The organism is Thiohalospira halophila DSM 15071 (genome assembly GCF_900112605.1).
In the GTDB taxonomy this organism is placed as follows: domain Bacteria; phylum Pseudomonadota; class Gammaproteobacteria; order Thiohalospirales; family Thiohalospiraceae; genus Thiohalospira; species Thiohalospira halophila.
The window spans coordinates 596,449-620,717 of sequence record NZ_FOMJ01000001.1; the positions used below are offsets into that span (position 1 = coordinate 596,449).

The 24,269-nt window shown below is 69.5% G+C and carries 21 protein-coding genes; 10 read left to right on the forward strand and 11 right to left on the reverse strand.

The annotated features are described in order from the left end of the window. The first annotated feature begins 1 nt into the window (after position 1). The 4 genes from BM272_RS02950 to BM272_RS02965 all read left to right on the forward strand — a co-directional run bounded on the left by BM272_RS02950 (position 2) and on the right by BM272_RS02965 (position 3,615). Positions 2–1,300: an amylo-alpha-1,6-glucosidase gene (locus BM272_RS02950; RefSeq protein ID WP_093427238.1), complete on the forward strand. Its 1,299-nt coding sequence runs from the start codon at positions 2–4 to the stop codon at positions 1,298–1,300. Then, complete coding sequence (locus BM272_RS02955; protein WP_093427239.1) at positions 1,293–2,144, forward strand: HAD-IIB family hydrolase; 852 nt, start codon at positions 1,293–1,295, stop codon at positions 2,142–2,144. The genes BM272_RS02950 and BM272_RS02955 overlap by 8 nt, the downstream gene beginning before the upstream one ends. 252 nt (positions 2,145–2,396) lie before the next feature. Beyond that, on the forward strand, positions 2,397–2,603 hold the full coding sequence (locus BM272_RS02960) for a YdcH family protein (RefSeq protein ID WP_093427453.1): 207 nt from the start codon (positions 2,397–2,399) through the stop codon (positions 2,601–2,603). After that, positions 2,596–3,615 carry a DUF3549 family protein gene (locus BM272_RS02965; protein WP_093427240.1) on the forward strand — a complete coding sequence of 340 codons (1,020 nt, stop codon included), beginning with the start codon at positions 2,596–2,598 and terminating at the stop codon, positions 3,613–3,615. Before BM272_RS02960 ends, BM272_RS02965 begins: the two co-directional genes overlap by 8 nt. A 159-nt stretch (positions 3,616–3,774) precedes the next feature. Here the strand turns inward: BM272_RS02965 and pap are convergent, their stop codons facing one another. From pap to metK, 6 genes are all read right to left on the reverse strand, one after another. Beyond that, a complete protein-coding gene (gene pap, locus BM272_RS02970; RefSeq protein WP_093427241.1) occupies positions 3,775–5,295 on the reverse strand; it encodes a polyphosphate:AMP phosphotransferase in 1,521 nt (506 codons plus the stop codon). Between the two features lie 3 nt (positions 5,296–5,298). After that, the gene (locus tag BM272_RS02975; protein ID WP_093427242.1) at positions 5,299–5,595 is read right to left on the reverse strand and encodes a hypothetical protein; all 297 of its coding nucleotides are present in this window, start codon (positions 5,593–5,595) and stop codon (positions 5,299–5,301) included. Positions 5,596–5,795: 200 nt separating this feature from the next. Continuing rightward, on the reverse strand, positions 5,796–8,753 hold the full coding sequence (locus BM272_RS02980; RefSeq protein WP_093427243.1) for an insulinase family protein: 2,958 nt from the start codon (positions 8,751–8,753) through the stop codon (positions 5,796–5,798). Between the two features lie 122 nt (positions 8,754–8,875). Continuing rightward, positions 8,876–9,736: a methylenetetrahydrofolate reductase [NAD(P)H] gene (gene metF, locus BM272_RS02985; protein WP_093427244.1), complete on the reverse strand. Its 861-nt coding sequence runs from the start codon at positions 9,734–9,736 to the stop codon at positions 8,876–8,878. A gap of 110 nt (positions 9,737–9,846) precedes the next feature. Further along, positions 9,847–11,160, reverse strand: a complete 1,314-nt coding sequence (ahcY, locus tag BM272_RS02990) for an adenosylhomocysteinase (RefSeq protein ID WP_093427245.1) — start codon at positions 11,158–11,160, stop codon at positions 9,847–9,849. Between the two features lie 79 nt (positions 11,161–11,239). Next, positions 11,240–12,406, reverse strand: a complete 1,167-nt coding sequence (metK, locus tag BM272_RS02995; protein WP_093427246.1) for a methionine adenosyltransferase — start codon at positions 12,404–12,406, stop codon at positions 11,240–11,242. Between the two features lie 581 nt (positions 12,407–12,987). Here metK and BM272_RS03000 point away from each other — a divergent pair. Then, entirely contained in the window at positions 12,988–13,971 is a 984-nt protein-coding gene (locus tag BM272_RS03000; RefSeq protein ID WP_159433006.1) for an MBL fold metallo-hydrolase, read from the forward strand. A gap of 142 nt (positions 13,972–14,113) precedes the next feature. Next, positions 14,114–14,575, forward strand: a complete 462-nt coding sequence (locus BM272_RS03005) for a c-type cytochrome (RefSeq protein WP_093427248.1) — start codon at positions 14,114–14,116, stop codon at positions 14,573–14,575. Between the two features lie 113 nt (positions 14,576–14,688). Here BM272_RS03005 and BM272_RS03010 read toward each other — a convergent pair whose 3' ends face one another. Together BM272_RS03010 and BM272_RS03015 are read right to left on the reverse strand one after the other, a co-directional pair. After that, positions 14,689–15,351, reverse strand: a complete 663-nt coding sequence (locus BM272_RS03010; RefSeq protein WP_093427249.1) for a cytochrome b/b6 domain-containing protein — start codon at positions 15,349–15,351, stop codon at positions 14,689–14,691. A gap of 34 nt (positions 15,352–15,385) precedes the next feature. Beyond that, complete coding sequence (locus BM272_RS03015) at positions 15,386–16,345, reverse strand: chemotaxis protein (protein WP_093427250.1); 960 nt, start codon at positions 16,343–16,345, stop codon at positions 15,386–15,388. A 120-nt stretch (positions 16,346–16,465) separates the two neighbouring features. On the opposite strand from BM272_RS03015, the gene BM272_RS03020 reads away from it, so the two are divergent. Further along, positions 16,466–18,247 (forward strand): bifunctional molybdopterin-guanine dinucleotide biosynthesis adaptor protein MobB/molybdopterin molybdotransferase MoeA, encoded by a 1,782-nt coding sequence (locus BM272_RS03020; RefSeq protein ID WP_093427251.1) that lies wholly within the window; start codon positions 16,466–16,468, stop codon positions 18,245–18,247. Between the two features lie 124 nt (positions 18,248–18,371). Then, a complete protein-coding gene (gene nhaD / locus BM272_RS03025; protein ID WP_093427252.1) occupies positions 18,372–19,823 on the forward strand; it encodes a sodium:proton antiporter NhaD in 1,452 nt (483 codons plus the stop codon). A gap of 10 nt (positions 19,824–19,833) precedes the next feature. Here nhaD and dnaQ read toward each other — a convergent pair whose 3' ends face one another. Genes dnaQ through BM272_RS03040 form a run of 3 tightly spaced genes read right to left on the reverse strand, consistent with a single transcriptional unit; the run spans position 19,834 to position 21,759 of the window. After that, on the reverse strand, positions 19,834–20,556 hold the full coding sequence (dnaQ, locus tag BM272_RS03030) for a DNA polymerase III subunit epsilon (protein ID WP_093427253.1): 723 nt from the start codon (positions 20,554–20,556) through the stop codon (positions 19,834–19,836). 4 nt (positions 20,557–20,560) lie between these two features. Then, entirely contained in the window at positions 20,561–21,007 is a 447-nt protein-coding gene (rnhA, locus tag BM272_RS03035) for a ribonuclease HI (protein WP_093427254.1), read from the reverse strand. A gap of 2 nt (positions 21,008–21,009) precedes the next feature. Continuing rightward, the gene (locus BM272_RS03040; RefSeq protein ID WP_093427255.1) at positions 21,010–21,759 is read right to left on the reverse strand and encodes a class I SAM-dependent methyltransferase; all 750 of its coding nucleotides are present in this window, start codon (positions 21,757–21,759) and stop codon (positions 21,010–21,012) included. A gap of 80 nt (positions 21,760–21,839) precedes the next feature. On the opposite strand from BM272_RS03040, the gene gloB reads away from it, so the two are divergent. Both gloB and BM272_RS14160 read left to right on the forward strand, forming a co-directional pair. Continuing rightward, entirely contained in the window at positions 21,840–22,613 is a 774-nt protein-coding gene (gene gloB, locus BM272_RS03045; protein WP_093427454.1) for a hydroxyacylglutathione hydrolase, read from the forward strand. A gap of 198 nt (positions 22,614–22,811) precedes the next feature. Further along, a complete protein-coding gene (locus tag BM272_RS14160; protein WP_275886923.1) occupies positions 22,812–24,266 on the forward strand; it encodes a LysM peptidoglycan-binding domain-containing protein in 1,455 nt (484 codons plus the stop codon). Positions 24,267–24,269 lie beyond the last annotated feature (3 nt).

Here is a 24,269-nt window from a genome sequence, read left to right on the forward strand (position 1 = left end):
CATGGCGGAGTCCGCGGAAACCGGCGAGAACGGCACCACTCCCGAGGGCTACACCGAGGCCCTGGCCCTGATGCACCGCTGCGCCACGGCGGACGGCTTCCTCGCCTCCCCCACCGAACACGCCAACTACCACCGGGTCTGGTCCCGGGACGGCGCCGTCCTCGGCCTGGCCGCCCTGGCCAGCGGCGACGAGACGCTGATCATGACCCTCCGCCGGACCCTGGAGACCCTGGCGAACCACCAGGGACCCCACGGCGAGATCCCCAGCAACGTGGAGCCCATGACCGAGCGCGTCTCCTTCGGCGGCACCGCCGGCCGGGTGGACGCCAGTCTCTGGTTCGTCATCGCCTGCGGGGAGTACTGGGCGGCCACCGGAGACGATGCCTTCATCGAGGCGATGCTGCCGGCGCTGGAACGGGTCCGCTTCCTCCTGGGGGCATGGGAGTTCAACAATCGCGGCCTGCTCTACGTCCCCCAGACCGGGGACTGGGCCGACGAATACATCCAGTCCGGCTACGTCCTCTACGACCAGCTCCTCTACCTCCAGGCGCTGCGCACGCTCTGCCGGATCCACGGCCATGTCCACGGGACGACGGACCACGCCCTGCTGGAGCGTATCGGCCGGCTCTACCATCTCATCCGCGCCAACTACTGGTTCCGCAACGGCGACGATGCCGGCGAGGATGCCTACCACCCGGTCCTCTACCAGCGTGGCCGGGAGGCCGCCGCCCTGCGCGAGAGCGAGCACCGCCACTGGATGCCCTTCTTCTCGCCCACCGGCTACGGCTTCCGCTTCGACGCCTTCGCCAATGTCCTCGCCTCCCTGCTGCGGGTGGCCTACGACGACCAGCGCGCCGAGGTGGACACCTTCATCCGCGAGATCGCTCCCGAGGGGATGGAACTGCTGCCGGCCTTCCATCCGGTCATCCATCCCGAGGACAGCGCCTGGGAGGAGCTGCAGATGAACTTCTCCTACAGCTTCCGCAACCACCCCCACGAGTACCATAACGGTGGGCTCTGGCCGCTCATCACCGGCTTCCACGTGGCCGACCTGGCTGGTCGGGACGAGGCCGCCGCCCGCCACCACCTGGCCGCTCTGGACCGGGCCAACGCCCTTCCCATGGAGGGCGAGCCCTGGTCCTTCCCCGAGTTCGTCCACGGCACCGAACTCACGGCGGGCGGCACCCGCCACCAGGGCTGGAGCGCCGCGGCGGCGGTCCTCGGCCACCGGGCCCTGGCCGGCGCCCCGGTGCTGCGCCTCACGGGGGCAATGGACGAGGGAGAAGTCGACCTTGGCTGATCGCCTGCTGCTCTGCTCCGACCTGGACCGCACCCTGCTGCCCAACGGCCGCTGGCCGGAGTCGCCGGAGGCCCGCCCCCGGCTGCGCGCCTTCGCCGCCCGACCGGAGACGGCGCTGGCCTATGTCAGTGGCCGCCACGAGGCCCTCCTGCACGCCGCCATCGCCGAGTACGACCTGCCGGAGCCCGACTTCGCCATCGGCGATGTGGGCACCACCATCTATCGCATCGAGGACGGGCGCTGGCCCCCCTGGCAGGCGTGGCACGACCACATCGCCCCCGACTGGGCCGGCCATGACCGCGATGCCATCGCCGCGACCCTGGCCGTTCTGCCGGAACTCACCCCCCAGGAGCCGGAGAAGCAGAACACCTTCAAGTGCTCCTGGTACGCCCCCACGGATACCGACCGCGACGCCCTCCTGGCCCGGGTCCGGGATCGGCTGGACCCCCTGGGGATCCGCGCGAGCCTCATCTGGTCCATCGACGAGGCCGCCGATACCGGCCTGCTGGACATCCTTCCCGAGCGCGCCACCAAGCGCCACGCCGTGGAATTCCTGGTGGACCGGCTCGGCTTCGCCCGGGAGTCCACCGTCTTCGCCGGTGACTCCGGCAACGACCTGCCCGTCTTCGACAGCGGCCTGGAGGCAGTGCTGGTGCGCAACGCCGCCGACGACGTCCGCGCCGAGGCGCGGGAGCGGGTCGACGCCATCGGCCACCCGGACCGGCTCTACATCGCCGGCGGCGATTTCCTGGGCATGAACGGCTACTACGCCGCCGGGGTGCTGGAAGGGGTGGCCCACTTCCATCCCCGGGCGGCCGATTGGATGGCGCTGCCGGGGGAATAGCGCCCTTTACCCGTCGGGCGTCCGTCTGCTCGGGGCGGCCGGTGCGAGTCCCGGCTACCAGGTACGCCGTGAAGACATCCCTGTCGGCTCGACGGCAGCATCCCTGCTGCCGACGACCTGGTAGCCGGGACTCGCACCGACCGCCGGGCCTTTTCCGGAAACCACACGGATGCCCTCTGCTCCCGGGATTGAATCACCGCCGCCACCGCGTATCCTGTGGCCTCCGACGAGTGTCCGAGAGCGGGGGTGGCCATGGGTCCCAGCGAGGAGAGTGAACTCCGTCAGCGCCTGGAGGCTCTGCGCGAGGAGCACCGCGACCTCGACGAGGCCGTCGCGCGCCTGGCCGAGGATCCGGCCATGAACCGGCTGCAGCTCACCCGGCTGAAGAAGCGCAAGCTCCAGCTCAAGGACGCCATCGCCCATATCGAGAGCCGACTGATACCCGACCTCAATGCCTGATTCCGAGACTGAAGCCCCCCAGGGGATCGCCGACCTCTGCGCCCGTCAGGGCGTCCCCCTCCACGCCTTCGACATGGGCCGCCAGCTCACCCCGGTGGATGTCGAGACCCTGGCCGCGGTGGAGCGCGGCGATACCCCCTGGCCCCTGCCCTTCCAGGGCCGGGCACGGCTGGGGCTGGTGGGCGAGACCGGCGCCGATCCCTTCGTCTGGTTCCTGGCCCTGCCCCTGGACGAGGCGGGCTACCTCCATCCGGCGGTGCGCGACGACCTCCTGGCCCGGCTGGCGGAGGCGCCGCTGCGGGAGCAGGACCCCAACGAGCACGACCCCCTGGGCGACAATCCCTACGGCTTCACCCCGGATCCCGAGCGCATGGCAGCCCTGCACGCCCGGGCCGGCCGACTCCTGGGGCGGGAACCCTCGGCCTACTACGAGCATGTCCGGATCTATCTCACCGGCGCTCACGGCTGGGACCAGTGGGCTTTCCTGGGGCTGCAGGGGCTGGCGGACATCGCCGAACGGCTGGACGAGGCGGACAACGCCGAGCGGGTGGCCGGTGCCATCCCGCAGCTCCCGGCCACGCCCTTCGAGGCGCTGGCGCGCCAGCTGGAGCACGTTACGCTGCCGGAGCCGGTGGCCGCGGCCCTGCTGGACCGGGCGGAGACGGCGACGGGGACCGAGGCGGCCGCCGCCCTGCGCGGGCTCACCGGGGCTGCCGACGCGGCTCCGCGCCGGGCGTGGCTGACCCGCCGGCTGGGAGGGCTGGATCCGGAGACCGAGGCCGAGTTCCTGGCCGCCGTGGCCGGCCGCGCCTGGGCCGACCTCGCCGATCCCGCCGTGGCCGGCGCCTTCCTGGAGGCGCTGGCGGGAACCGGCCAGGAGGTCTTCTCCAAGACCATCACCGAGCTGGTGGCCCTGCCGGGGATGCGCAGCGCCCTGCGCGACGCCATCGCCGACCCGGCCCGGAGCGAGACGGTAAGCCGCGCCGCGGCGGCCCTGCCAACCCTGCCCTGAGCCCAGGGCCGGGCCGGCCCCCTCACCCAGCACCGTGGCCTGTTCTCGAGGTTCCGGACTGGCGCTGGCACGCCATCCGGAACGACGTCTCTTGAACCGCGTCATTCCCGCGAAGGCGGGAATCCCGACAACGGAGCCACCCGGAACGACGGGGACGGCTCAGTCGGCCAGGGCCTGCTTCAGGGCCTGGATGAGGGTATCCAGTACCCGGATGCGGGCGACCTTCTTGTCCTCCGCCGGGATCAGGGTCCAGGGCGCCTCCCTGGTGGAGGTGCGGGCGACCATCTCTTCCACGGCACGCCGGTAGTCGTCGCGCCGTTCGCGGTTGCGCCAGTCCTCGTCGGTGATCTTGTGCTGCTTCCACGGCGTCTCCTCCCGCTCCCGGAAACGGCGTAGCTGCTCCTCGTCGCTGATGTGGAGCCAGAACTTGGCGACCACGGTGCCGTGCTCCACCAGCTGCTCCTCGAAGCGGTTGATCTCGGCGTAGGCGCGGCGCCAGTCGGCCTCGGCGGCGAATCCCTCCACCCGCTCCACCAGCACCCGGCCGTACCAGGAGCGGTCGTAGAGGGTGGCATAGCCATCCCGGGGGATCTGCCGCCAGAACCGCCACAGGTGGTGATGGGCCGCCTCCTCGTCGGTGGGCGCGGCCACCGAGATCACTCGGTGCAGCCGGGCATCCATGGCGGCAATGACCCGGCGAATGGCCGAGCCCTTGCCGGCGGCATCCCAGCCCTCGAAGACGGCCACCAGGGAGCGGCCGGCATCCCAGGCGGCCCAGGCGAGTTCGTGGAGCTCGCGCTGGCGCGCCTTGAGCTGCTCGCGATAGTCCGCCTCGGCCAGACGCTCGCCGAGGTCGACGCTGTCCAGCAGGGAGGGGGCCTTCCCCGCCGGCTCGGGGGCCGGGTGCGGAACCGGGGCCGGGCCGGCGGCTCCCTGCTCCGCCCGGGCCTCGATGGTCGACTCCATGGCCGCGGCCAGGGTCTGGCCGAGGGTGAGGTCGCGGTGGCGGCCATCGCCGGCCTCGATAAGGTACCAGGGGCTCTCACCGGTATCGGTGGCGCGGATGGTCTGCTCGGCGGTCTCGCGCAGGGCGGCGTAGTGGGCCTCGGGCTCGGCCTCCAGGGCCGTGGCGGCGTGGCGACGGGCCCGGCGGGCCGCCTGGCTGGCCTTCTGCTCCTTCTTCCGCCGCTTGGCCAGCCGCCGTGACTGCTGCTCCGCGGTGAGATGGAGCCAGAACTTCACCACCAGGGTCCCCTCGGCGGCGAGGGTCCGTTCCAGGTCGGCGTTCCGGTGGAGCGCCCGTTCCAGGTCGGCCCCCTCCAGCTCCCCCAGGGTCCCGCCCTGGAGGGGGCGGCGATACCAGCCGTCAAAGAACAGCGCGATCTCCCCGCGCCCGGGCAGCCGCCGCCAGAAGCGCCAGTGCGCCGGGCGCTGGCGCTCCTCGTCGGTCTCGTCCCAGAAGGCGGCGGTGGTCATGCCGCGAGTGTCCAGCCACTTGTCCAGGCGGTCGGCGACCTTCGCCCGCCCGGCCGCCTCGGCACCGGCAAGGATGATGACCAGCGGCACCCCCTCCCGCTGCAGGGCCCACTGCGCCTGCAGAAGGCGCGTCCGCAGGGCCGGCTCCGCCGCCTTGAAGTCGGCCTTGTCCAGCTCGCGGCCGAGTTCGACGGCCTCGAACACGGGCTAGCTGCCCTCTTCTTCGGCGATCCAGCCGTCCAGGGTGTCCCGGATCTTCTTCGCCTGGTCCACGCTGGAGATATTGAAGCGGGACTTGGGGATGAAGCTGTCCCCGCGCTTCTGGTAGCGGCGGATGGTGAAGCGGGTCTGGCCGAAGTCGCCGGTCTTGCGGTCGAGCTCGGTGTACTTGAACAGGATGGTGGTCCAGGCGCCGCGGGTGAGCACGGCCTTGTCCAGCTCGCGCACCACCTCCTCGCTGCCCTCGTGGTAGGCGACGGTGAGGTCGTCGATGGCCTCGGCCATGGGAGTTCTCCTTGTAGGTGTTGGTTCTTCGAAAAAAGACTGCGGCAAACGAAGGGGAGAGAGCAAGGCCGGGCCCCGCGGGGGTGGCCGGGACACGGCGTACATACGTCCCTGTAGCCTCCACGGCGGCATCCCTGCCGCCGAGGGTCCCGGCCACCCCCGCGGGGCCCGGCCTCACTCTCTCCCGCAACTTCTTCCGTTCAGGACTCCAGACGCTCCACCACCAGCCCCAGGTCGTCGGCGGTCTCCGCCCCGAAGGCGCCGGTGACCACCGCGGTGCTCGAGGTGCCCTCGGCCAGGTATTCCCGGGCGACCCGCTCCAGATCGGCCTGGCGCACGGCGAGCACCCGGTCGCGGAAGCGCTGGCGCACCTCCGGGGTGCGGCCGTAGAGGCGGCCGTGGAAGTCCTGGCGCGCCTCGCCGGCCGGGGAGCGCGGCTTGTCCAGGGAGGAGACCACCCCGAGGATGGACTCCTCCACCGCCGACCAGTCGTGGTCGCGGCCCAGGAACCACTCCACCGCGGCGTCGAAGTCGTCCAGCGTTCCCTGGATCCGCGGATCGCGGTAGGAGAAGAAGCGGAAGGCGGCGTTGTCCACGTCCTGGCTGGCGCCGGCGCCGTAGGCGCCGCCCTGCTCGCGGATGGCCCGGTGGAGGAACTGGTTGCGCAGCAGCACGCCCAGGGCGGTGAGCGGCGCGGCATCGGGATGGTCCTTGGTCACCGTGGGATAGGCGCGGGCGCAGAAGCTCACCTGGCTCTGGGTCACCCAGAGCTGGTGGACGGCCTCGCGCACCGGCGGCAGGGCCAGCCCGGCGAACTCCTCGGCGGCCGGTGCCGTCGGCCAGTGGGCGTTGACCGCCCTCTCCAGCCCCTCGGCATGCTCCGGCTCTCCCACCAGGAGGAAACGCCGGGGCGCCTGCCGGATGCGCTCGTGCAGGGCCAACAGCCGCTCGGCAAAGGCGCGGACCGCGCCCTCGTCATCCTCCATGGCGCTATCCAGCGCCTTGAGCCGCCGCAGCCCCTCCAGGCCGCGCAGGCGGTGGGTTAGCGACGCCGCCGGGGCCATGCCGGCGGAGGCGGCGCGCATGGCCAGGACGTGGCCCTGCCCGGTAACCGCCCGCTCCTGGCGGGCGCGCTGCTCGGCGACGATGTCGCGCAGCCAGTCGTGTTCATCGAAGCGGGCGCCGTTGAGGGTGGCCTCCAGCAGCTCGGAGAGATGGTCGGCATTACGCGCCAGGGCCTTGCCGCCCAGGACCAGGTGGCCGGCGGTGGTCTGGACGTCGGCCACGCCGCCCTGGACGGTGCTGTAGGCGTGGATCCCGCCGGTGACGGCATCCTGCCATGCCTGGGCCTCGCGATAGTCGCGCTCGCCCACCCCCACCTCGGTGAGGCAGTCGGTGTACAGGGGCAGCAGTTCCAGCAGCTCCGGCTCCAGCTCGGGGAGCTCCACCACCACCTGCTGGTAGACCAGGCCGTTGGTGCCCTGGCCGTAGAAGCTGGCCGGGGCGGACGTACCCGCCAGGGTGGTAAAGTCCGGCGGCTCGGCCGCCGGCGGGATGTCCTCGATGCCCACCTTCGGCAGCAGCTCCGGGTCGTCTTCCCGGTTCTGGCGGTCGGCCAGCTCCGCGGCCCGTTCCACCAGTTGCTGGCGCTGGTCATGGTCCAGGGTGGCGGCAATGGCATCCAGGTGGGTGCGTTCCGCCGACTCCCGGCGCTGGGTCATCTCCGGCTCCGGACGCAGGGTCAGCCGCACCCGGTGGGGGTTGTCCAGCAGCCGCTCGCGGACCAGCCGCGGGATGAAGTCGGGCTCGGCGGCCTCGGCGCGCAGCTCCGCCAGGGCGGTGTCCAAGTCCCAGACGCCCACCGGGTCACCCCGGTGGATGGCAGCGGAGAGCCCGTCGAGGATGATCTGGAGGCCGAAGGGCATACCGTCGCCCTCGATCTCCCGCTGGCTGATCTCGATCTGGTGGAGGACCGCCTCCACCCGCTCGGCGGGGACGCCCTCCCGGGCCACCTCCTCCAGGGTATCCAGGACCAGGCGCTCCACGGCGTCGGCGTGCTCGGGATCGGAGCCCTCCAGGCCGCAGACGAAGGCCATCTCCTTGTTGGAGTCCTCCACCCCCAGCAGCGGCGAGGGGTTGGTCCCCAGGTCGCTGCTCTCCAGGGCGTGGCGCAGGGGCGAGGCGCTGTTGTCCAGCAGCACGCCGGAGAGGACCTGGGCGCGCAGCTGCTCGGCCAGGTCGGTGGAGCGGCCCAGCAGCCAGCCCAGCACGTGGTGGGTCTTGCGCGCGGTGTCGGGCCCGTCCACGGCGTAGCCCTCCTCTACCCGCACGGGGGCGTGGTAACGATGCTCGTCCGGCACCTCCATCCGCCGGTCCAGCCGCTGGAAGGCGGAGAGCGCCCGCTCCTCGATGGCGGTCTGGATCTCGCCCACCGGCAGGTCGCCGAAGGTCATGAAGACGGCATTGGAGGGGTGGTAGTGGCTGGCGTAGAAGGCCTTGAGCTGCTCGTGGGTGAGCTGCGGGATCTGCTCCGGGTCACCGCCGCTGTTGTGGTGGTAGGTGACCGTGGGGAAGAGATAGCGCGTGAGCTCCTGGAAGAGCACCGCCGTGGCGGAGCTCATCGCCCCCTTCATCTCGTTGTAGACGACCCCGCGCCGGACCAGGGGCGTGGTGGGGTCCGAGGGCTCCTTGAACTCCAGCCGGTGGCCCTCCTGGGCGAAGTCCATCTCGTCGAGATTGGCGAAGAAGACCGCGTCCAGGTAGACGTCCAGGAGGTTGAAGAAGTCCTTGCGGTTGGTGCTCGCGAAGGGATAGGCAGTCCAGTCGCTGCTGGTCAGCGCGTTCATGAAGGTGTTCAGCGACCGCCGGATCATCATGAAGAAGGGGTCGCGCACCGGGTAGTTCTGGCTGCCGCAGAGGACGGTGTGCTCCAGGATATGGGCCACGCCGGTGGAGTCCTGGGGCATGGTCCGCAGCCCCACCAGGAAGACGTTCTCGGGATTGTCCGCCGCGATGTGGTAGTGGATGGCGCCAGTGGCGCGGTGGCGCCAGGTCTCCACGGTGACCTGCAGGGCCTCGATGGGCCGTGCTCCCAGGGATTCGAAGGCCGGGTGGCCGTGGTGCTCCCCTTGCGGGACCGTCGCGGGGCTGTTGCTCATCGCCGATTTGTCTCCTCTCGGATGGGTGGGGTCGGAAAGGGTAAAGAATGGGGGCGTACCCCCGTCGGGGGCAAGGGGTAGGCCCTGCCAAAAAACCCCGCCACGGGGCGGGGTTGAGGGGGTCAGGTCCGGATGCCGAGGTCCTGCCAGAGCTTCATGGTCGGCTTCGCCTGATTCATGCTGTAGAAGTGGATGCCGGGGGCGCCCTGGGCGAGGAGTTCCTCGGCCATGGTCCCCACCACCTCGTGACCGAAGGCCTGCAGGCCCTCCTTGTCGTCCTTGTCGGCCAGCTCCTCGGCGCGCCAGCTCATCCAGCGCGGCAGCTCCGCCCCGCACATGCCGGAGAAGCGCTTGAGCTGCTCCCAGTTGATGATGGGCATGATGCCGGGGATCACCGGGATATCCACGCCGCGCTTCTCCAGCTGGTCGATGAACCGGTAGTAGGCATCGGCGTTGAAGAAGTACTGGGTGATGGCCACGTCGGCACCGGCCTTCACCTTGCGGGCGAAGTTGTCGATGTCGGCAGAGGCGGACGGCGCCTGCGGGTGGAATTCCGGATAGGCGCCCACCTCCAGGTGGAAGGTATCGCCGTACTCGGACCGCAGGAACTCCACCAGCTCGTTGGCGTAGCGGAACTCGCCGGAGGGGCCGCGCATGCCGGAGGGCACGTCGCCGCGCAGGGAGACGATGCGCTTGACGCCCATGTCCCGGTAGTTGTTCACCAGCTCCCGGATCTCGTCCTTGCTGGAGGTGATGCAGGAGAGGTGGGGCGCAGCGTCCAGACCGGCGTTGAGCATGTCCTGGACGGTCTCCACGGTGCCCTGCTGGGTGGAGCCGCCGGCGCCGAAGGTCACCGAGACGTAGTGCGGGTTGAGGGTCATGAGCTTGTCCCGCACGCGATGGAGGCGATCCCGCGCCTCCTCGGACTTGGGCGGGAAGAACTCGATACTGAAACTCTTTTCAAACTTCTTCTGCGATTCCATGACACTCCTCACGAGGTAGCGTCCCAAGAAAAAGGGAAGGCGCGGCGACCCGTATGCACGGGCCGCCGGCCTTCCCTCATGCTGCCGAAAGGCGGCGGACCGCCGTTGGCCTAGTAGCGGTAGTGCTCGGGCTTGAACGGACCCTGCACCGGCACGCCGATGTAGTCCGCCTGCTCCTTGGAGAGCTCGGTGATATCAGCACCGATCTTCTTGAGGTGCAGCGCCGCGACCTTCTCGTCCAGGTGCTTGGGCAGCATGTAGACGTCGACATTGTACTTGTCGGGGTGATTCCACAGCTCGATCTGCGCCAGCGTCTGGTTCGTGAAGGAGTTGGACATCACGAAGCTCGGATGGCCGGTGCCGCAGCCCAGGTTCACCAGGCGGCCCTTGGCCAGCAGGATGATCTTCTTGCCGTCGGGGAACTCGACGTGGTCCACCTGCGGCTTGATCTCGTCCCACTTGTAATTGCTCAGGCCGGCGACATCGATCTCGTTGTCGAAGTGGCCGATGTTGCAGACGATGGCGTCGTGCTTCATGGCCTTCATGTGATCGTGGTTGATCACATTGTAGTTGCCGGTGGCGGTGACGAAGATGTCGGCGACCGGAGCGGCGTCCTCCATCTTGACGACCTTGTAGCCGTCCATCGCGGCCTGCAGGGCGCAGATGGGGTCGACCTCGGTGACCCACACCTGGGCACCCAGGCCCCGCAGGGACTGGGCGGAGCCCTTGCCGACGTCACCGAAGCCGGCGACGACCGCGACCTTGCCGGCAACCATCACGTCGGTGGCGCGCTTGATGGAGTCCACCAGGGACTCGCGGCAACCGTAGAGGTTGTCGAACTTGGACTTGGTGACCGAGTCGTTGACGTTGATCGCCGGGGTCTTGAGCTCACCCTTCTTGGCCATGTCGTAGAGACGATGGACGCCGGTGGTGGTCTCCTCGGAGATCCCCTTCACGTCCTTCATGAGCTCGGGGTACTCGTCGTTCATCATGGCGGTGAGGTCGCCGCCATCGTCCAGGATCATGTTCGGGCGCCAGTCGTCCGGCCCGAAGATAGTCTGGCGGATGCACCACTCGTACTCCTCCTCGGTCTCGCCCTTCCAGGCGAAGACCGGGGTCCCCTCCTTGGCGACCGCGGCAGCGGCCTGGTCCTGGGTGGAGAAGATGTTGCAGGAGGACCAGCGGACCTCGGCGCCCAGCGCCTCGAGGGTCTCGATGAGGACCGCGGTCTGGATGGTCATGTGGAGGCAGCCGGCGATGCGGGCGCCCTTCAGCGGCTGGTCCTTGGCGTACTCCTCGCGGGTCGCCATGAGGCCGGGCATCTCGCCTTCGGCGATCTTGATCTCCTTGCGACCCCAGTCTGCCAGATTGATGTCGGCGACCTTGTAGTCGGGGTCGAGGGTCTCGACGGGCTTATCAACCATGAAAGGTTTCTCCTTCGCTATAAATTCGGGAATGCTGCGCTACTGGCGGGGTGCGGTGGGCACCCCGCCCGGCGCCGCTTTAGATGCCGGCGGCCTTGCGCAGGGCGTCGGCCTTGTCGGTCTTCTCCCAGGTGATGTCGTCCTCGGTGCGACCGAAGTGACCGTAGGCGGCCGTCTTCTTGTAGATGGGCCGCAGCAGGTCGAGCATGTTCACGATGCCCTTCGGACGCAGGTCGAAGTTGTCGCGGACGATCTGCTCGAGCTTGTCCTCGGAGATCTTGGCGGTGCCGAAGGTCTCGACGCGCACGGAGGTGGGCTCGGCCACGCCGATGGCGTAGGAGAGCTGGACCTCGCAGCGGTCGGCCAGGCCCGCGGCCACGACGTTCTTGGCGACGTAACGGCCGGCGTAGGCAGCGGAACGGTCCACCTTGGACGGGTCCTTGCCGGAGAAGGCACCGCCGCCGTGACGGCCCATGCCGCCGTAGGTGTCGACGATGATCTTCCGGCCGGTGAGGCCACAGTCACCCACGGGGCCGCCGATGACGAAGCGGCCGGTGGGGTTGATGTGGAACTTGGTGTCCTTGGTGACCCACTCCTCGGGGAGCACGGGCTTGAGGACCTCCTCGCGAATGGCCTCCTCGAGGTCCTTCTGGGAGATGTCCTCGTCGTGCTGCGTGGAGAGGACGACGGCGTCCAGGCCCACCGGCTGGGTGCCCTCGTAGCGCAGGGTCACCTGGCTCTTGGCGTCGGGCCGGAGCCACGGCAGGGTGCCGTCGTTACGGACAATGGACTGACGCTGGGTCAGCCGCTGCGCCAGGGTGATCGGGGCGGGCATGAGCACGTCGGTCTCGTTCACGGCGAAGCCGAACATCAGGCCCTGGTCGCCGGCGCCCTGGTTGGGGTCGAGGCCGCGGCCCTCGTCCACGCCCTGGGCGATGTCGGGGGACTGCTTGTCGAGAGCGACCAGGACGGCGCAGCTCTCGTAGTCGAAGCCCATGTCGGAGTGGTTGTAGCCGATCTCGTTGACCACCTCGCGGGCGATCTCGTTGTACTCGATCTTGGCACTGGTGGTGATCTCCCCGGAGAGGACGATCATGCCGGTGTTGATCATGGTCTCGCAGGCAACACGCGCCTTGGGGTCCTCAGTGAGGATGGCGTCGAGGATGCCGTCGGAGATCTGATCGGCCACCTTGTCGGGATGGCCCTCGGAAACGGACTCGGAAGTAAAGAGGCTGGTGTTCGACATTATACTGGTCGCTCCTAGCTTGGCCCCGTATCGGGGTTACACAAAAGACGCGCCGTCCGGAATGGACGACCCACGTTGAAAATCATGATGCGCCACGGCTGCTTGCTTCTGGGTGCGGGCGGGCGCTCGGGCCGGATGTGCGGGCAGCACTGGCTGCCCTTCTCGAATCGGCGGTGGACCCGGCCCGTGCCGTTGCCATCCGCGATAACTGTAGTCTCAGGAGAATGGGTTTGTTGCTGTTCCCGGGGCCTGCCGCAGACCGGCGCCGCCGCGGAACAACAATCATGGAAACATATCCCGATGGCAGTTTCAACCGCCAACCCCGGGCGCCGCCGTTCAGTGGTGGGACCCTCGCGGGTAACTGGCTGATGATAAAGGAGGAACCATGAGTACCGGCAATTGTCAGAATTCCCGTCTCCGGCCCCTGAAGGCCCTTTAGGGGCCGATGCCATCCGGTGCCGGGGTAAAAAATCGGCCACGACTTCGGTACACCAAAACGGCCTTTCATACAGGTTTAATAGCAATTGAAATTCAGCAACTTGAGTCGATATCCCAATAGAATCCGGAGATTTTTCGGGGTCGTGGCATGCCTCCTGGGGGCTGCCTGTACCTCCCCCTCCCCCTCGGCCGAGCCGCACCATGCCGGGGACGGTTTCCGGAACCACCCGCCGGTGGAGCGGCCCGGCTTCCTGGATTTCCTGCGCTGGCAGTGGAACCGCCCCGACCACGAACCCTGGGATCCCCCTCTGGCCCGACCCGACCCACTGGTCGGCGAACCCGGCAAGGCCGTCACCTGGGTCGGTCACGCCACGGCGCTGGTGGAGGTCGACGGCCGGACCGTCCTCACCGATCCGGTCTTCAGCGACCGCGCCTCGCCGCTCACCTGGCTGGGCCCCCGGCGGTACACCCCGCCCCGTCCGGGACTGGAGGCGCTACCCGACATCGATGTCGTGGTGATCTCCCACAACCACTACGACGCCCTGGATGCGGAGAGCGTGGAGACCCTGGCCGAGGCCCATCCGGGGGCGCACTTCTTCGTCCCCCTGGGCCTGGCCGACTGGTTCCGGGAGCGCGGCATCGACCGGGTCACGGAGCTGGACTGGTGGGAATCGGCCGACCATGCGGGGCTGACGATCACCGCCACCCCGGTACAGCACTGGAGCAAGCGCGGCCTGTTCGACGAGAACGAGAGCCTCTGGGCCGGCTGGGCGGTGGACTTCGGCGACTTCGATTTCTGGTTCGCCGGCGATACGGGCTACCAGCCAGTACACTTCCGGGAGACGGGGCGGCGACTGGGCCCCTTCGACCTGGCGGCGATCCCCATCGGCGCCTACGCCCCCCGCTGGTTCATGGAGACGAGCCACGTCACGCCCGAGGAGGCCGTGCGGATCCGCGAGGATGTGGGGGCGCGGCGGGCGCTGGCCATCCACTGGGGTACCTTCTCCCTCACCGACGAACCGCCGCCCGAACCAGCGGAACGGCTGCGGAGGGCGCGTGCGGCGGCAAGGCTCGCACCGACCGCCTTCCGGGTTCTGCGACACGGGGAGACCTGGCATCTGCGCTGAACGCCACCGATAACAACGGCCTCCTTGAAATCGGCAGTCGGTGCCCCGAACTTACGCCATTCCGAACGGTCTACGGCGACGGGTGCCCCCGGGCGCCCGACTCGCCAGTCGAATTGGACACACAGGCAAGGGAGCAAGAAAAATGCGCAAGCTCATCGCCAGCAGCCTCGTCGCCGCCACCGCCTTCATGGGCGCCAGCAGCGCCATGGCCGAGAAGAAGGACGCCGACTACGTCGAGTACCGCCAGGGCGTGTTCACCGCCGTGGCCTGGAACTTCGGCCCGCTGGTCGCCATGGCCAAGGGGGAGATCGATTTCGACGCCGACCTCGCCCAGCGTAATGCCGAGCGCATTGCCCAGCTGGCCAGCATGCCGCTGGAAGGCTTCCGGGGCGGCCCCCACGACGCCGGGGACGGCCACACCCACGCCAAGGACGCCATCTGGGAGAACATGGACAAGTTCGAGGGCGGCATGGAGAAGTTCCAGCAGGAGGCCGACGAGCTGGCCGAGGTCGCCCAGCAGGGAGAGCTCGGCCCGCTGCGCCAGCAGGTGAGCGCGGTGGGTGAGTCCTGCAAGAAGTGCCACGACAACTTCAAGGAAGACTGAAGTCCCGCGGCGGTCGGACCCGGCAGGGCAAGCCGGGCCCGACCTGCACGAAAAAGGGGCCGGCGCAGTGCGTCGGCCCCTTTTCGATCCGCCCTCGAAAGCGCCGGGAAGGCCTAGGGCGCCGTCACGACCGCGATGGCCAGGGTCCCGGCGACCAGCGCCAGCAGGACCACGGCACGCAGCAGCGGCGCCATGGTCGGCTGCCGCGCCACCTCCCGCTTGTACCCCGTCACCATGGGCCGGACCAGGTCTTCCCCCCGGACCAGGCGATAGAGCACGACGGCCACGATGTGCAGCGCAATGAGCGCCAGCAGGAGATCGAACAGCGTCTTGTGCCAGCCGGTAAGCCAGCTCTGGGTGTCGCCGCTCACCCACCCGCCCAGGGGACCATCGAAGAAGATATCGTCGGTGGCGAAGAGCCCCGTGATCCCCTGGGTCAGGAGCAGGACCAGCATCACCAGGACCATCCAGCCGCCGGCCGGGTTGTGGCCCAGGGCATGCTCCTCTCCCCGGAACCAGCCACGCAGATAGCCAATGATCCGCCGCGGGCCGTGGAGGAAGTCGGTAAAGCGAGCCGTCTCGCTGCCGACGAGTCCCCAGAGGATGCGGAAACCCACCAGGGTAATGATGGCGTAGCCGCTCCAGATATGGATATCCACCCACTCCAGCCCCTGCTCGCCGCTGTACCAGGAGAGGGCGAAGGCGGCCACCAGCAACCAGTGGAACAGGCGAACCGGCAGGTCCCAGACCTTCACCCGGGGGGCGTCCGATGTCATCGCTCCTCTCCTCGTCGCTGCCTCGATACGCCGGTTAGGACTGCGCGGCGCCGGCGGTGTTCCCGTGGCCGGCGGTGAGCCCCTCCACCACGCGGCGGGCCAGAGAGACCGATTCGAACTTGGTCAGGGTGGCGTCGGCCCCCACCCGCTCGGCCTGCTCAGTATTGATCACCCCGGTCAGGGAGGTATGCAGCAGGACGTAGAGGTCGCTGAGATTGCGATCCTGGCGGATGGCGCGGGTAAGGCTGTAGCCGTCCATCTCCGGCATCTCAATGTCGGAGATGACCATGGCGATGTGGTCGCGGATATCCTCGCCCTCTGTCTCCTGCGCCTTCTCCCGCAGAAGGTCCAGGGCCTCCCGCCCGTCCCGGGCCATGAGGTAGTTCACCCCCAGCCGATCCAGGGTCCGGGCGGTCTGCTTGCGGGCAATGGCAGAGTCATCCACCACCAGCACACTTCGATCCCCGGCGGCGTGGGCATCGGCCAGATCGTCGAACTCGGCATTGCCGTCGAGATCGAACTCCACGTGCTCGTCCAGGACGGTCTCGAAGAGCACCTTCTCCACGTCCAGGATCTCCACCAGATGGTCATCGATATAGGTCACACCGGTGATATAGCTGGCCCGCGAGGAAGTCTGGGGCGGCCGGTGGACATCCTTCCAGTCGAGCACCGAGATCCGGTCCACCGCCGCGACGCGGAAGCCGACCTGAACCCGGTTGAAGGAGCCGATGATGACCATGCCGGGGCCGGAGCGGTCCGCCCCCTTGAAGCCCACGGTCCGGGCCAGATCCACCACCGTCACCGACTCGCCGCGGAAGTTGGTCACCCCCAGGACTGCGCGATGGGCATCGGGCAGCCGGGTGAGCTCCGGCGTGGTCATCACCTCCATGACCTTGAGGACGTTGATGGCAAAGCGCTGCTCGCCGCCCAGGCTGAAGAGCAGTAGCTCCAGGCGGTCGGAATCGGCACCCTGGCGGCGGTCGCTTACGGCCATGACGGCCCCCTGGTATCAAGTGACTGTCCAACCAGTATAACGTGGGTACCCCGCCTCCGCGCCAGAGTCAGCATGAACCGTGGGCATGAAGGAGCAAGACCGGAAGGGTAGAATCGCGGCATGACAAGCGCCTTCTCGCCCCCTCCCCCGGCCCTCGGTCTCGCCGGTTTCAGCGGTTCCGGCAAGACGACCCTCCTGGAGGCGGTCATCGCCTACCTGGCAGCCGCGGGCTGGCGGCTGGGGGTCCTCAAGGCGAGCCACCACGACGTCGACCCCGATCGCCCGGGCAAGGACAGCTACCGCCTGCGCCATGCCGGGGCGGCCGTCACCCAGCTCGCCGGCCCCCGCCGCTGGAGCCTCTTCGTGGAGCCCCCGCCGGAAGAGTCCCCGCCCGATCTGCCCGCGGCACTCGCCCGCTTCGCCGGCTACGAGCTGGACCTGGTCCTGGTGGAGGGCTACCGCGAGGCCGAGTTCCCCCGCATCGAGGTCCATCGCGCCGAGCGCGGCGGTCCCTGGCTCTTTCCCGACCATCCCGGCATCATTGCCGTTGCCTGCGACGAGGCCCCACCGGCCGGCGCACCGCCGTTTCTGGCGCTGTCCGAACCCGCCGCCGTCGCGCAATTCATCATCGACCACTACCCCACCCTGGAGGGACCTATGACCCGTGACGACGCCTGCTTCCAGCCCGGCCCCGACCTGCTGCCCGTGGTCGAGGCGCGCCGACGGATCCTCGCCGCGGCCGGCCCGGTCACGGGTACGGAGATGGTCGACCTGCGCGCCGGCCTTGGCCGGGTCCTGGCGCAGACCGTGGCGGCGGCCGAGCCGGTCCCGGGCTTCGACAATTCCGCCATGGATGGCTACGGGCTCCGCGCCGCCGACGCCGGCGAATCCCTCCGACTGGTCGGACACAGCCTGGCCGGCAGCCCCTACGCCGGGAACATCGGGCCCGGCGAGGCCGTCCGGATCATGACCGGGGCGCCGGTCCCCGAGGGCGTCAACACCGTGGTGATGCAGGAGCACGTCACCGCCGACGAGACGACCGTCCGCATCGACAAGCAGCCCACCGAGGGCGACAACATCCGTCGTGCCGGAGAAGACCTGACTGCCGGTGAGACCGTCCTGGAACCGGGCCGTCGCCTGCGCCCGGCCGACCTGGGCCTGCTGGCCTCCGTGGGGGTCAGCCAGGTGCGAGTCCACCGCCGCCCCCGGGTCGCCTTCTTCTCCACCGGCGACGAGCTACGCGGCGTGGGCGAGCCGCTGGAGCACGGCACCATCCGCGACAGCAACCGCTACACCCTGCACGCGCTGCTGGAGCGCGCCGGGGTCGAGGTCCACGACCTGGGCGTGGTCCGCGACGACCTGGCCGCCACCGAGACCGCCCTGGCCGAGGCGGCGGCCATGGCCGATGCCGTCATCACCACCGGTGGCGCCTCGGTGGGAACCGCCGACCACATCCACACCGCCCTGGCCAACCGGGGTGAGGTCGCCTTCTGGCGCATCGCCATGAAGCCGGGCAAGCCGCTGGCATTCGGCCACGTGGGGGATGCGCTCTTCTTCGGCCTGCCGGGGAACCCGGTCTCGGCCATGGCGACCTTCCTCCAGTTCGCCGCCCCGGCCCTGGCGGTCCAGGCCGGGGAGCCGCCGGCGGAGCCGCGCACCCTGCGCCTGCCGGTGGCCGAGGCCGAGCCCTTCACCAAGGCGGCGGGGCGGACGGAGTTCCAGCGCGGCCAGCTGGAGCCCACCGCCGATGGCAGCCTGGCGGTCCGCCCCACCGGCCCCCAGGGCTCCCACATCCTCCGCTCCATGAGCCTGGCGGACTGCCTGGTCATCCTCCCCGCCGAGTCGGAGGGCGCCAGCCCCGGGGAGCTGGTCGAGGTCCAGCCGCTGACTACCGACGCCTGACTCCGGCTCCGGCTCCGGCTGGAACCACGCGCCGATTCCGGGGTAGAGTTGCCGATTCCCCGGTTCCCCTCGAGGGAACCGGAAACGATACAAGGCGGACCACCGCCGACAAGGAGGAGAGGACATGTCCCGGATCCCGGCCGCCGCCATCGCTGTCCTGGCGGCGCTGCTGCTCCCGTTACCCGCGCTGGCTGCCACCGAGGCGCCGGACCTCACCGCCAGCCTCTACGGCTACATCGCGGTGGGTCTCTTCGTTCTGGCCTACGCCCTGGTGGTGACCGAGGAGTTCCTCCACGTCCGCAAGTCCAAGCCGGTAATGGTGGCCGCCGGGGTGATCTGGATCCTCATCGGGATCGCCTACCAGCAGCACGGCATGGGCAACGCCGCCGGCGAGGCGGTCCGCCACATGATCCTGGAATTCGCCGAGCTGCTCCTCTTCCTCATCGCGGCGATGACCTACATCAACACCATGGACGAGCGCCAGGTCTTCAACGCCCTGCGCGCGCAACTGGTCTCCCGCGGCTTCTCGCTCCAGTCCATCTTCTGGATTACCGGCCTGCTCGCCTTCTTCATCTCCCCCGTGGCCGACAACCTCACCACCGCCCTGCTCATGGCGGCGGTGGTCATCGCCATCGGCGGCGACAAGATGCGCTTCGTGGTGGTGGGCTGCATCAACATCGTGGTGGCAGCCAACGCCGGCGGCGCCTTCAGCCCCTTCGGCGACATCACCACGCTCATGGTCTGGCAGAAGGGGATCATGGAGTTCCAGGAGTTCCTGGCGCTGTTCGTCCCCTCGCTGGTGAACTGGCTGGTGCCGGCCATCTTCCTGGCCATGGCCGTGCCCGGCGGCAAGCCCGATCCCCTCAAGGAGGAGGTCACCATCCGCCACGGCGGCTGGGTGGTGGTAGGGCTTTTCCTGTTCACCATCGCCATGACGGTGAGCCTGCACAGCTTCCTCCACCTGCCCCCGGTGCTCGGCATGATGACCGGGCTGGGGCTGCTCAAGGTGTACGGCTTCTTCATCCGCCGGGCGGACCTGCGCGAGGGGGATGAGCCGGTGAGCGAGCCGGAGGAGATCGGGCTGACCGTGGACGACCGCGAGGCCTTCCACCAGCATTTCAAGCCGCGCCACCGGCCCTTCGACATCTACACCAGCCTCAAGCGCGCGGAGTGGGACACCCTGATGTTCTTCTACGGCGTGGTACTGGCGGTGGGCGGCCTGGGTACCCTGGGCTACCTCGCCCTGGTCTCCGAAGCGATGTACGGCGGCCTGGGGGCGACCTGGGCCAACACCCTGGTGGGTGTGCTCTCGGCCATCGTGGACAACATCCCGGTGATGTTCGCGGTGCTGACCATGGAGCCGGACATGTCCCACGGCCAGTGGCTGCTGGTGACGCTGACCGCCGGCGTGGGTGGCTCCCTGCTCTCCATCGGCTCGGCGGCCGGGGTGGCGCTCATGGGCCAGGCGCGGGGGGTCTACACCTTCTTCGCCCACCTCAAGTGGAGCTGGGCCATCGCCCTGGGCTACGCCGCCAGTATCCAGACCCACCTCTGGCTCAACGCCGACCTCTTCTGACGCCGACCGTTCAGCCGGCGGGCTCCTCCCCGGGCCAGGGGGGACGGCTGCCGGCGGCGGCCTCCAGGGCCGCCAGCCGTTCGGTATGGGCACTGCGCTCCTCCGTCGAGACCGCGATCCCCGGCAGCGCCGGCCGATCCGCCGGCAGCCGCCGGATGGCGTTCGCCGCCTCGCCCCCCTCCTCGGCCGACTCCCCCAGGGAGAGGGCCGTCTGGCCGCCGGTCATGGCGAGGTAGACGTCGGCGAGGATCTCGGCGTCCAGCAGGGCGCCGTGAAGGTCGCGATTGCTGTTGTCGATGCCGTAGCGCCCGCACAGGGCGTCCAGGCTGTTGCGCTGACCGGGGTGCCGCTGCCGGGCGTAGGGCAGGGTGTCGAAGATGGCGGCGTGGTCGGTGACCCGGCCCCACTCCGGCCCCAGCCGGGCGAACTCGGCATCCAGGAAACCGACGTCGAAGGGGGCGTTGTGGATGATCAGTTCCGCCCCGCGCAGGAAGTCCAGGAGTTCGGCGGCGATCGCCTCGAAGCGGGGCTTGTCCGCCAGGAACTCGGAGCCCAGCCCGTGGACCTCGTAGGCGCCGGCATCCACCTCGCGATCGGGATTGAGATAGTAGTGGAACTGGCGGCCGGTGTAGCGGCGGCGGTCCACCTCCACGGCCCCCACCTCGATGATGCGGTGGCCCTTGTCCGCCTCCATGCCGGTGGTCTCGGTGTCGAGGACGACCTGGCGGGTCATGGAGTTACCCTCCCTGCTGCATGGCGTCGATGGCCTGATTGGCCAGGGCATCGGCGCGCTCGTTCTCGGCATGGCCGTTGTGGCCCCGCACCCATTCCCACTTCACGGTGTGGCGGCCGGCAGCGGCATCCAGCGCCTGCCAGAGGTCCTGGTTCTTCACCGGCTTGCCGGCCGCGGTCTTCCAGCCGCGGCGCTTCCAGCCGGGGAGCCACTCGCTGATCCCCTTCTGCACGTACTGCGAGTCGGTCACCACCGTCACCTGACAGGGCCGATCCAGCGCCTCCAGGGCGCGGATCACCGCCAGCAGCTCCATGCGATTGTTGGTGGTCCCCTTCTCGGAGCCGGAGAGCTCCCGCTCGTGCTCACCCTTGCGCAGCAGGGCACCCCAGCCGCCCGGGCCCGGATTGCCGCGGCAGGCGCCGTCGGTAAAGATTTCCACGGTATCGGACACGTTCACTCCTCGTAATGCTGGCCGGCCGCCGGAACGGCGGCCCCCGTGGCGCGTCGCGGTCGCCACCGCGGTCGCACCGGCGTCATGGAGAAGACCCGCTTGCGCGCTACCAGCAGATGGACCGCGCCCCCGGGCAGCGACCAGCGCTCGGCCAGCCCTTCCAGCGGCGCCAGGCGCTCCTGAAGACGCTGGCTGGGCAGGGGCGGCCGGAACATCAGGCTCCGCTGGAGGACCAGGTCGAACCCCAGCAGGGCCAGCCAGTCCCGCAGGCGGCGGCCGCTGTAGAAGCGCCCGCCCCACGGAGCCCGCCCTCGCCTCCCCGGCCGCGCCAGCTGCCAGGGGCTGCGGCTGTTGAAGGCGAGCAGGACCAGGTGGCCCTCCGGCATCAGGACCCGCTCCACCTCGCGCAGGACCGCGTGGGGTTCGGCGGCGAACTCCAGGACATGCTCCAGCAGCACCACGTCCACCGTCCGCGACGCCACCGGCAGGGCATCGGCCTCGGCGCACAGGGAGGGCACCGCCGGCCCGGGGTCCGTGCCCGGCGCCGGCGTCATGCGAAAGGGGTGGAGGACCCGGCTGGCGGCGGCGAGATCCCCCCGCTCCGTCCCCCCGACCTCCAGCAGGTAGTAGCCGAAGAGATCGGGCAGTACGGCATCCAGCCACGCCTTTTCGCGCGCCGCCAGCGCCCGGCCGGTGGGCTGGCGGAACCAGGCCGCCAGTTGGCGGTAGCGCTCCGAGGGCGTCATCTCCATGGGTCGATGATACGCACCGCCGGCCGGGGTCGCCAGGCACCGGTTTGACCGCCCACCCGGCCGGTGGAATCATGCGCTCCATGATCCGAATCGACACCATTCCCGCCTTCAAGGACAACTACATCTGGGGCCTGGTGGATACCGCCACCAGCCGCGCTACCGTGGTCGACCCCGGGGATGCAGTGCCGGTGCGCGCCTGGCTGGCCGACCAGGGGCTGACCCTGGACGCCATCCTCATCACCCACCACCACGGCGACCATGTGGGTGGGGTCCGCGACCTCCTCGCCGACCGAGACATCCCCGTCCACGGCCCGGCCCACGGCCGGATCCCCGGCCGCACCCACCCGGTGGCGGACGGCGACCGGGTAACGGTAGCCGGGCTACCGGCGCCGCTGGAGGTCCGTGAGGTCCCGGGCCACACCCTGGACCACATCGCCTACACCGACGGCGAACGCCTCTTCTGCGGGGACGTCCTCTTCACCGGGGGTTGCGGTGCGGTCTTTGAGGGGACCAATGACCAGATGTTCGCCTCCCTGGAGCGCTTCAACGACCTCCCCGACGCCTGCGAGGTCTACTGCGCCCACGAATACACCCTGGAGAACCTCGACTTCGCCCGCCGGGTGGAGCCGGAGAACGCCGCGCTGGCCCGGCGACTGGAGACGGCCCGCGCCGCCCGGGAGCGGGGCGAACCCACGGTCCCCGGCACCCTGGGAGAGGAGCGGGCAACCAACCCCTTCCTCCGCTGCCGGGAGCCGTCGGTCATCGCCGCCGCCAACCGCTGGGCCAATCGCGACCTCACGGATGCCGCGGCCGTCTTCGGCATCGTGCGGGCCTGGAAGGACAGCCTGGATTAGCCCCGATCCGCTGCACACGGGGCCCTGTGCGTTGACCGGCCCCGCCGCCCTCTCTAATATGCCGGGCCCATGACAAGGTTTCACGCGCATTCCTACTGGCTCTTGGCCCTGCTGGCCCTACTGCTCACCGGCTGTGCCGGTATGGAGCCAGAGCGCGCAGAACTGTCCCCGCTGCCCGCAGCAGGGGATGTCCCGGACGTGGCGGAGGTCGAGCCGTCGCCCGACCGGGACATCTGGGACCGCGTCCGTAAAGGCCTGGCCTTCTCCGATGTCGATCACCCCGCCATCGAGCCCTACCGGGAGTGGTACGCACGGAACCCCGCCTACGTGCAGCGAGTCGGTGAGCGGGCCGGCCGTTACCTCCATTACGTCCTGGAACATACCGCCCTTCAGGACCAGCCTGCCGAACTGGCCCTGCTGCCGATCATCGAGTCGGCCTATCACCCCTTCGCCTATTCCCATGGCCGCGCCTCGGGGCTGTGGCAGTTCATCCCCGGTACGGCCCGCCTCTACGGCATCGAGCAGAACTGGTGGTACGACGGCCGTCGGGACATCCATGCGGCAACGGATGCGGCGGGCCGCTACCTCGATGACCTCCACGGCCAGTTCGACGACTGGCTCCTGGCGCTGGCCGCCTACAATGCCGGCCCGGGCAATGTCCGCCGTGCCCTGGCGGCCGCCCGGCGCGCCGGCGAACCGGAGACCTACTGGGGGGCTCGCCCGTGGCTGCCCAAGGAGACACGGGGCTACGTCCCCAAGCTCCTGGCCATCGCCGACGTGGTCCGCAAGCCCGGGGCGCTGGGCCTCGAACTCCCGACCATCCCCGACGAGCCGCAGCTGGCCCGCGTCACCGTCGACGGCCAGATCGACCTGGCCCTGGCCGCCGACCTGGCCGATCTCAGCGTGGACGAACTCTACCGGCTCAACCCCGGCTTCAACCGCTGGGCCACCAGCCCCGACGGCCCCCACCACCTGCTCCTGCCGGTGGACCGGGTGGCCCCCTTCCACACCGCGCTGGCCGCACTCCCGGACTCGGCCCGCACCGGCTGGGAGCGCCACCGCATCGAATCCGGGGAGAGCCTGCGCTCCATCGCCCGCTCCTACGGCACCACGGTGGACCGGATCAGGGCGGTCAACAACGTCCGCGGCTCCACCATCCGCGCCGGCGACCACCTCATGATCCCCGTCGCCATCCATGACGACGAGGCCTACACCCTGACGGAGGAGGCGCGCACCCGCGCCATCCAGAACCGGACCCGGGAGGGCCGCAAGGTCACCATCCGGGTCCAGCGGGGGGACAGCTTCTGGACCATCGCCCAGCGCCACGACGTCGGCGTGCGCGAACTGGCCAGCTGGAATGCCATGGCGCCGGGAGACCCGCTGCGCGCGGGGCAGCGGCTGGTGGTCTGGTCGCGCAACGCCGATGCCGCGGCGGCCCCGCGGGACTTCCGCGCGCCCCACAGCCACAACACCCAGCGTCAGCTCGGCTATACCGTCCGCCGGGGCGACAACCTCGCCCGGATCTCCCAGCGCTTCAATGTCTCCGTGGAGCAGCTCCGCCAGTGGAACAACATCAGCCGGGGGGAATATCTCCAGCCCGGGCAGGTGCTGACCCTCTACGTGGACGTTACCGAGCAGTCGAACAACTCCTGACGA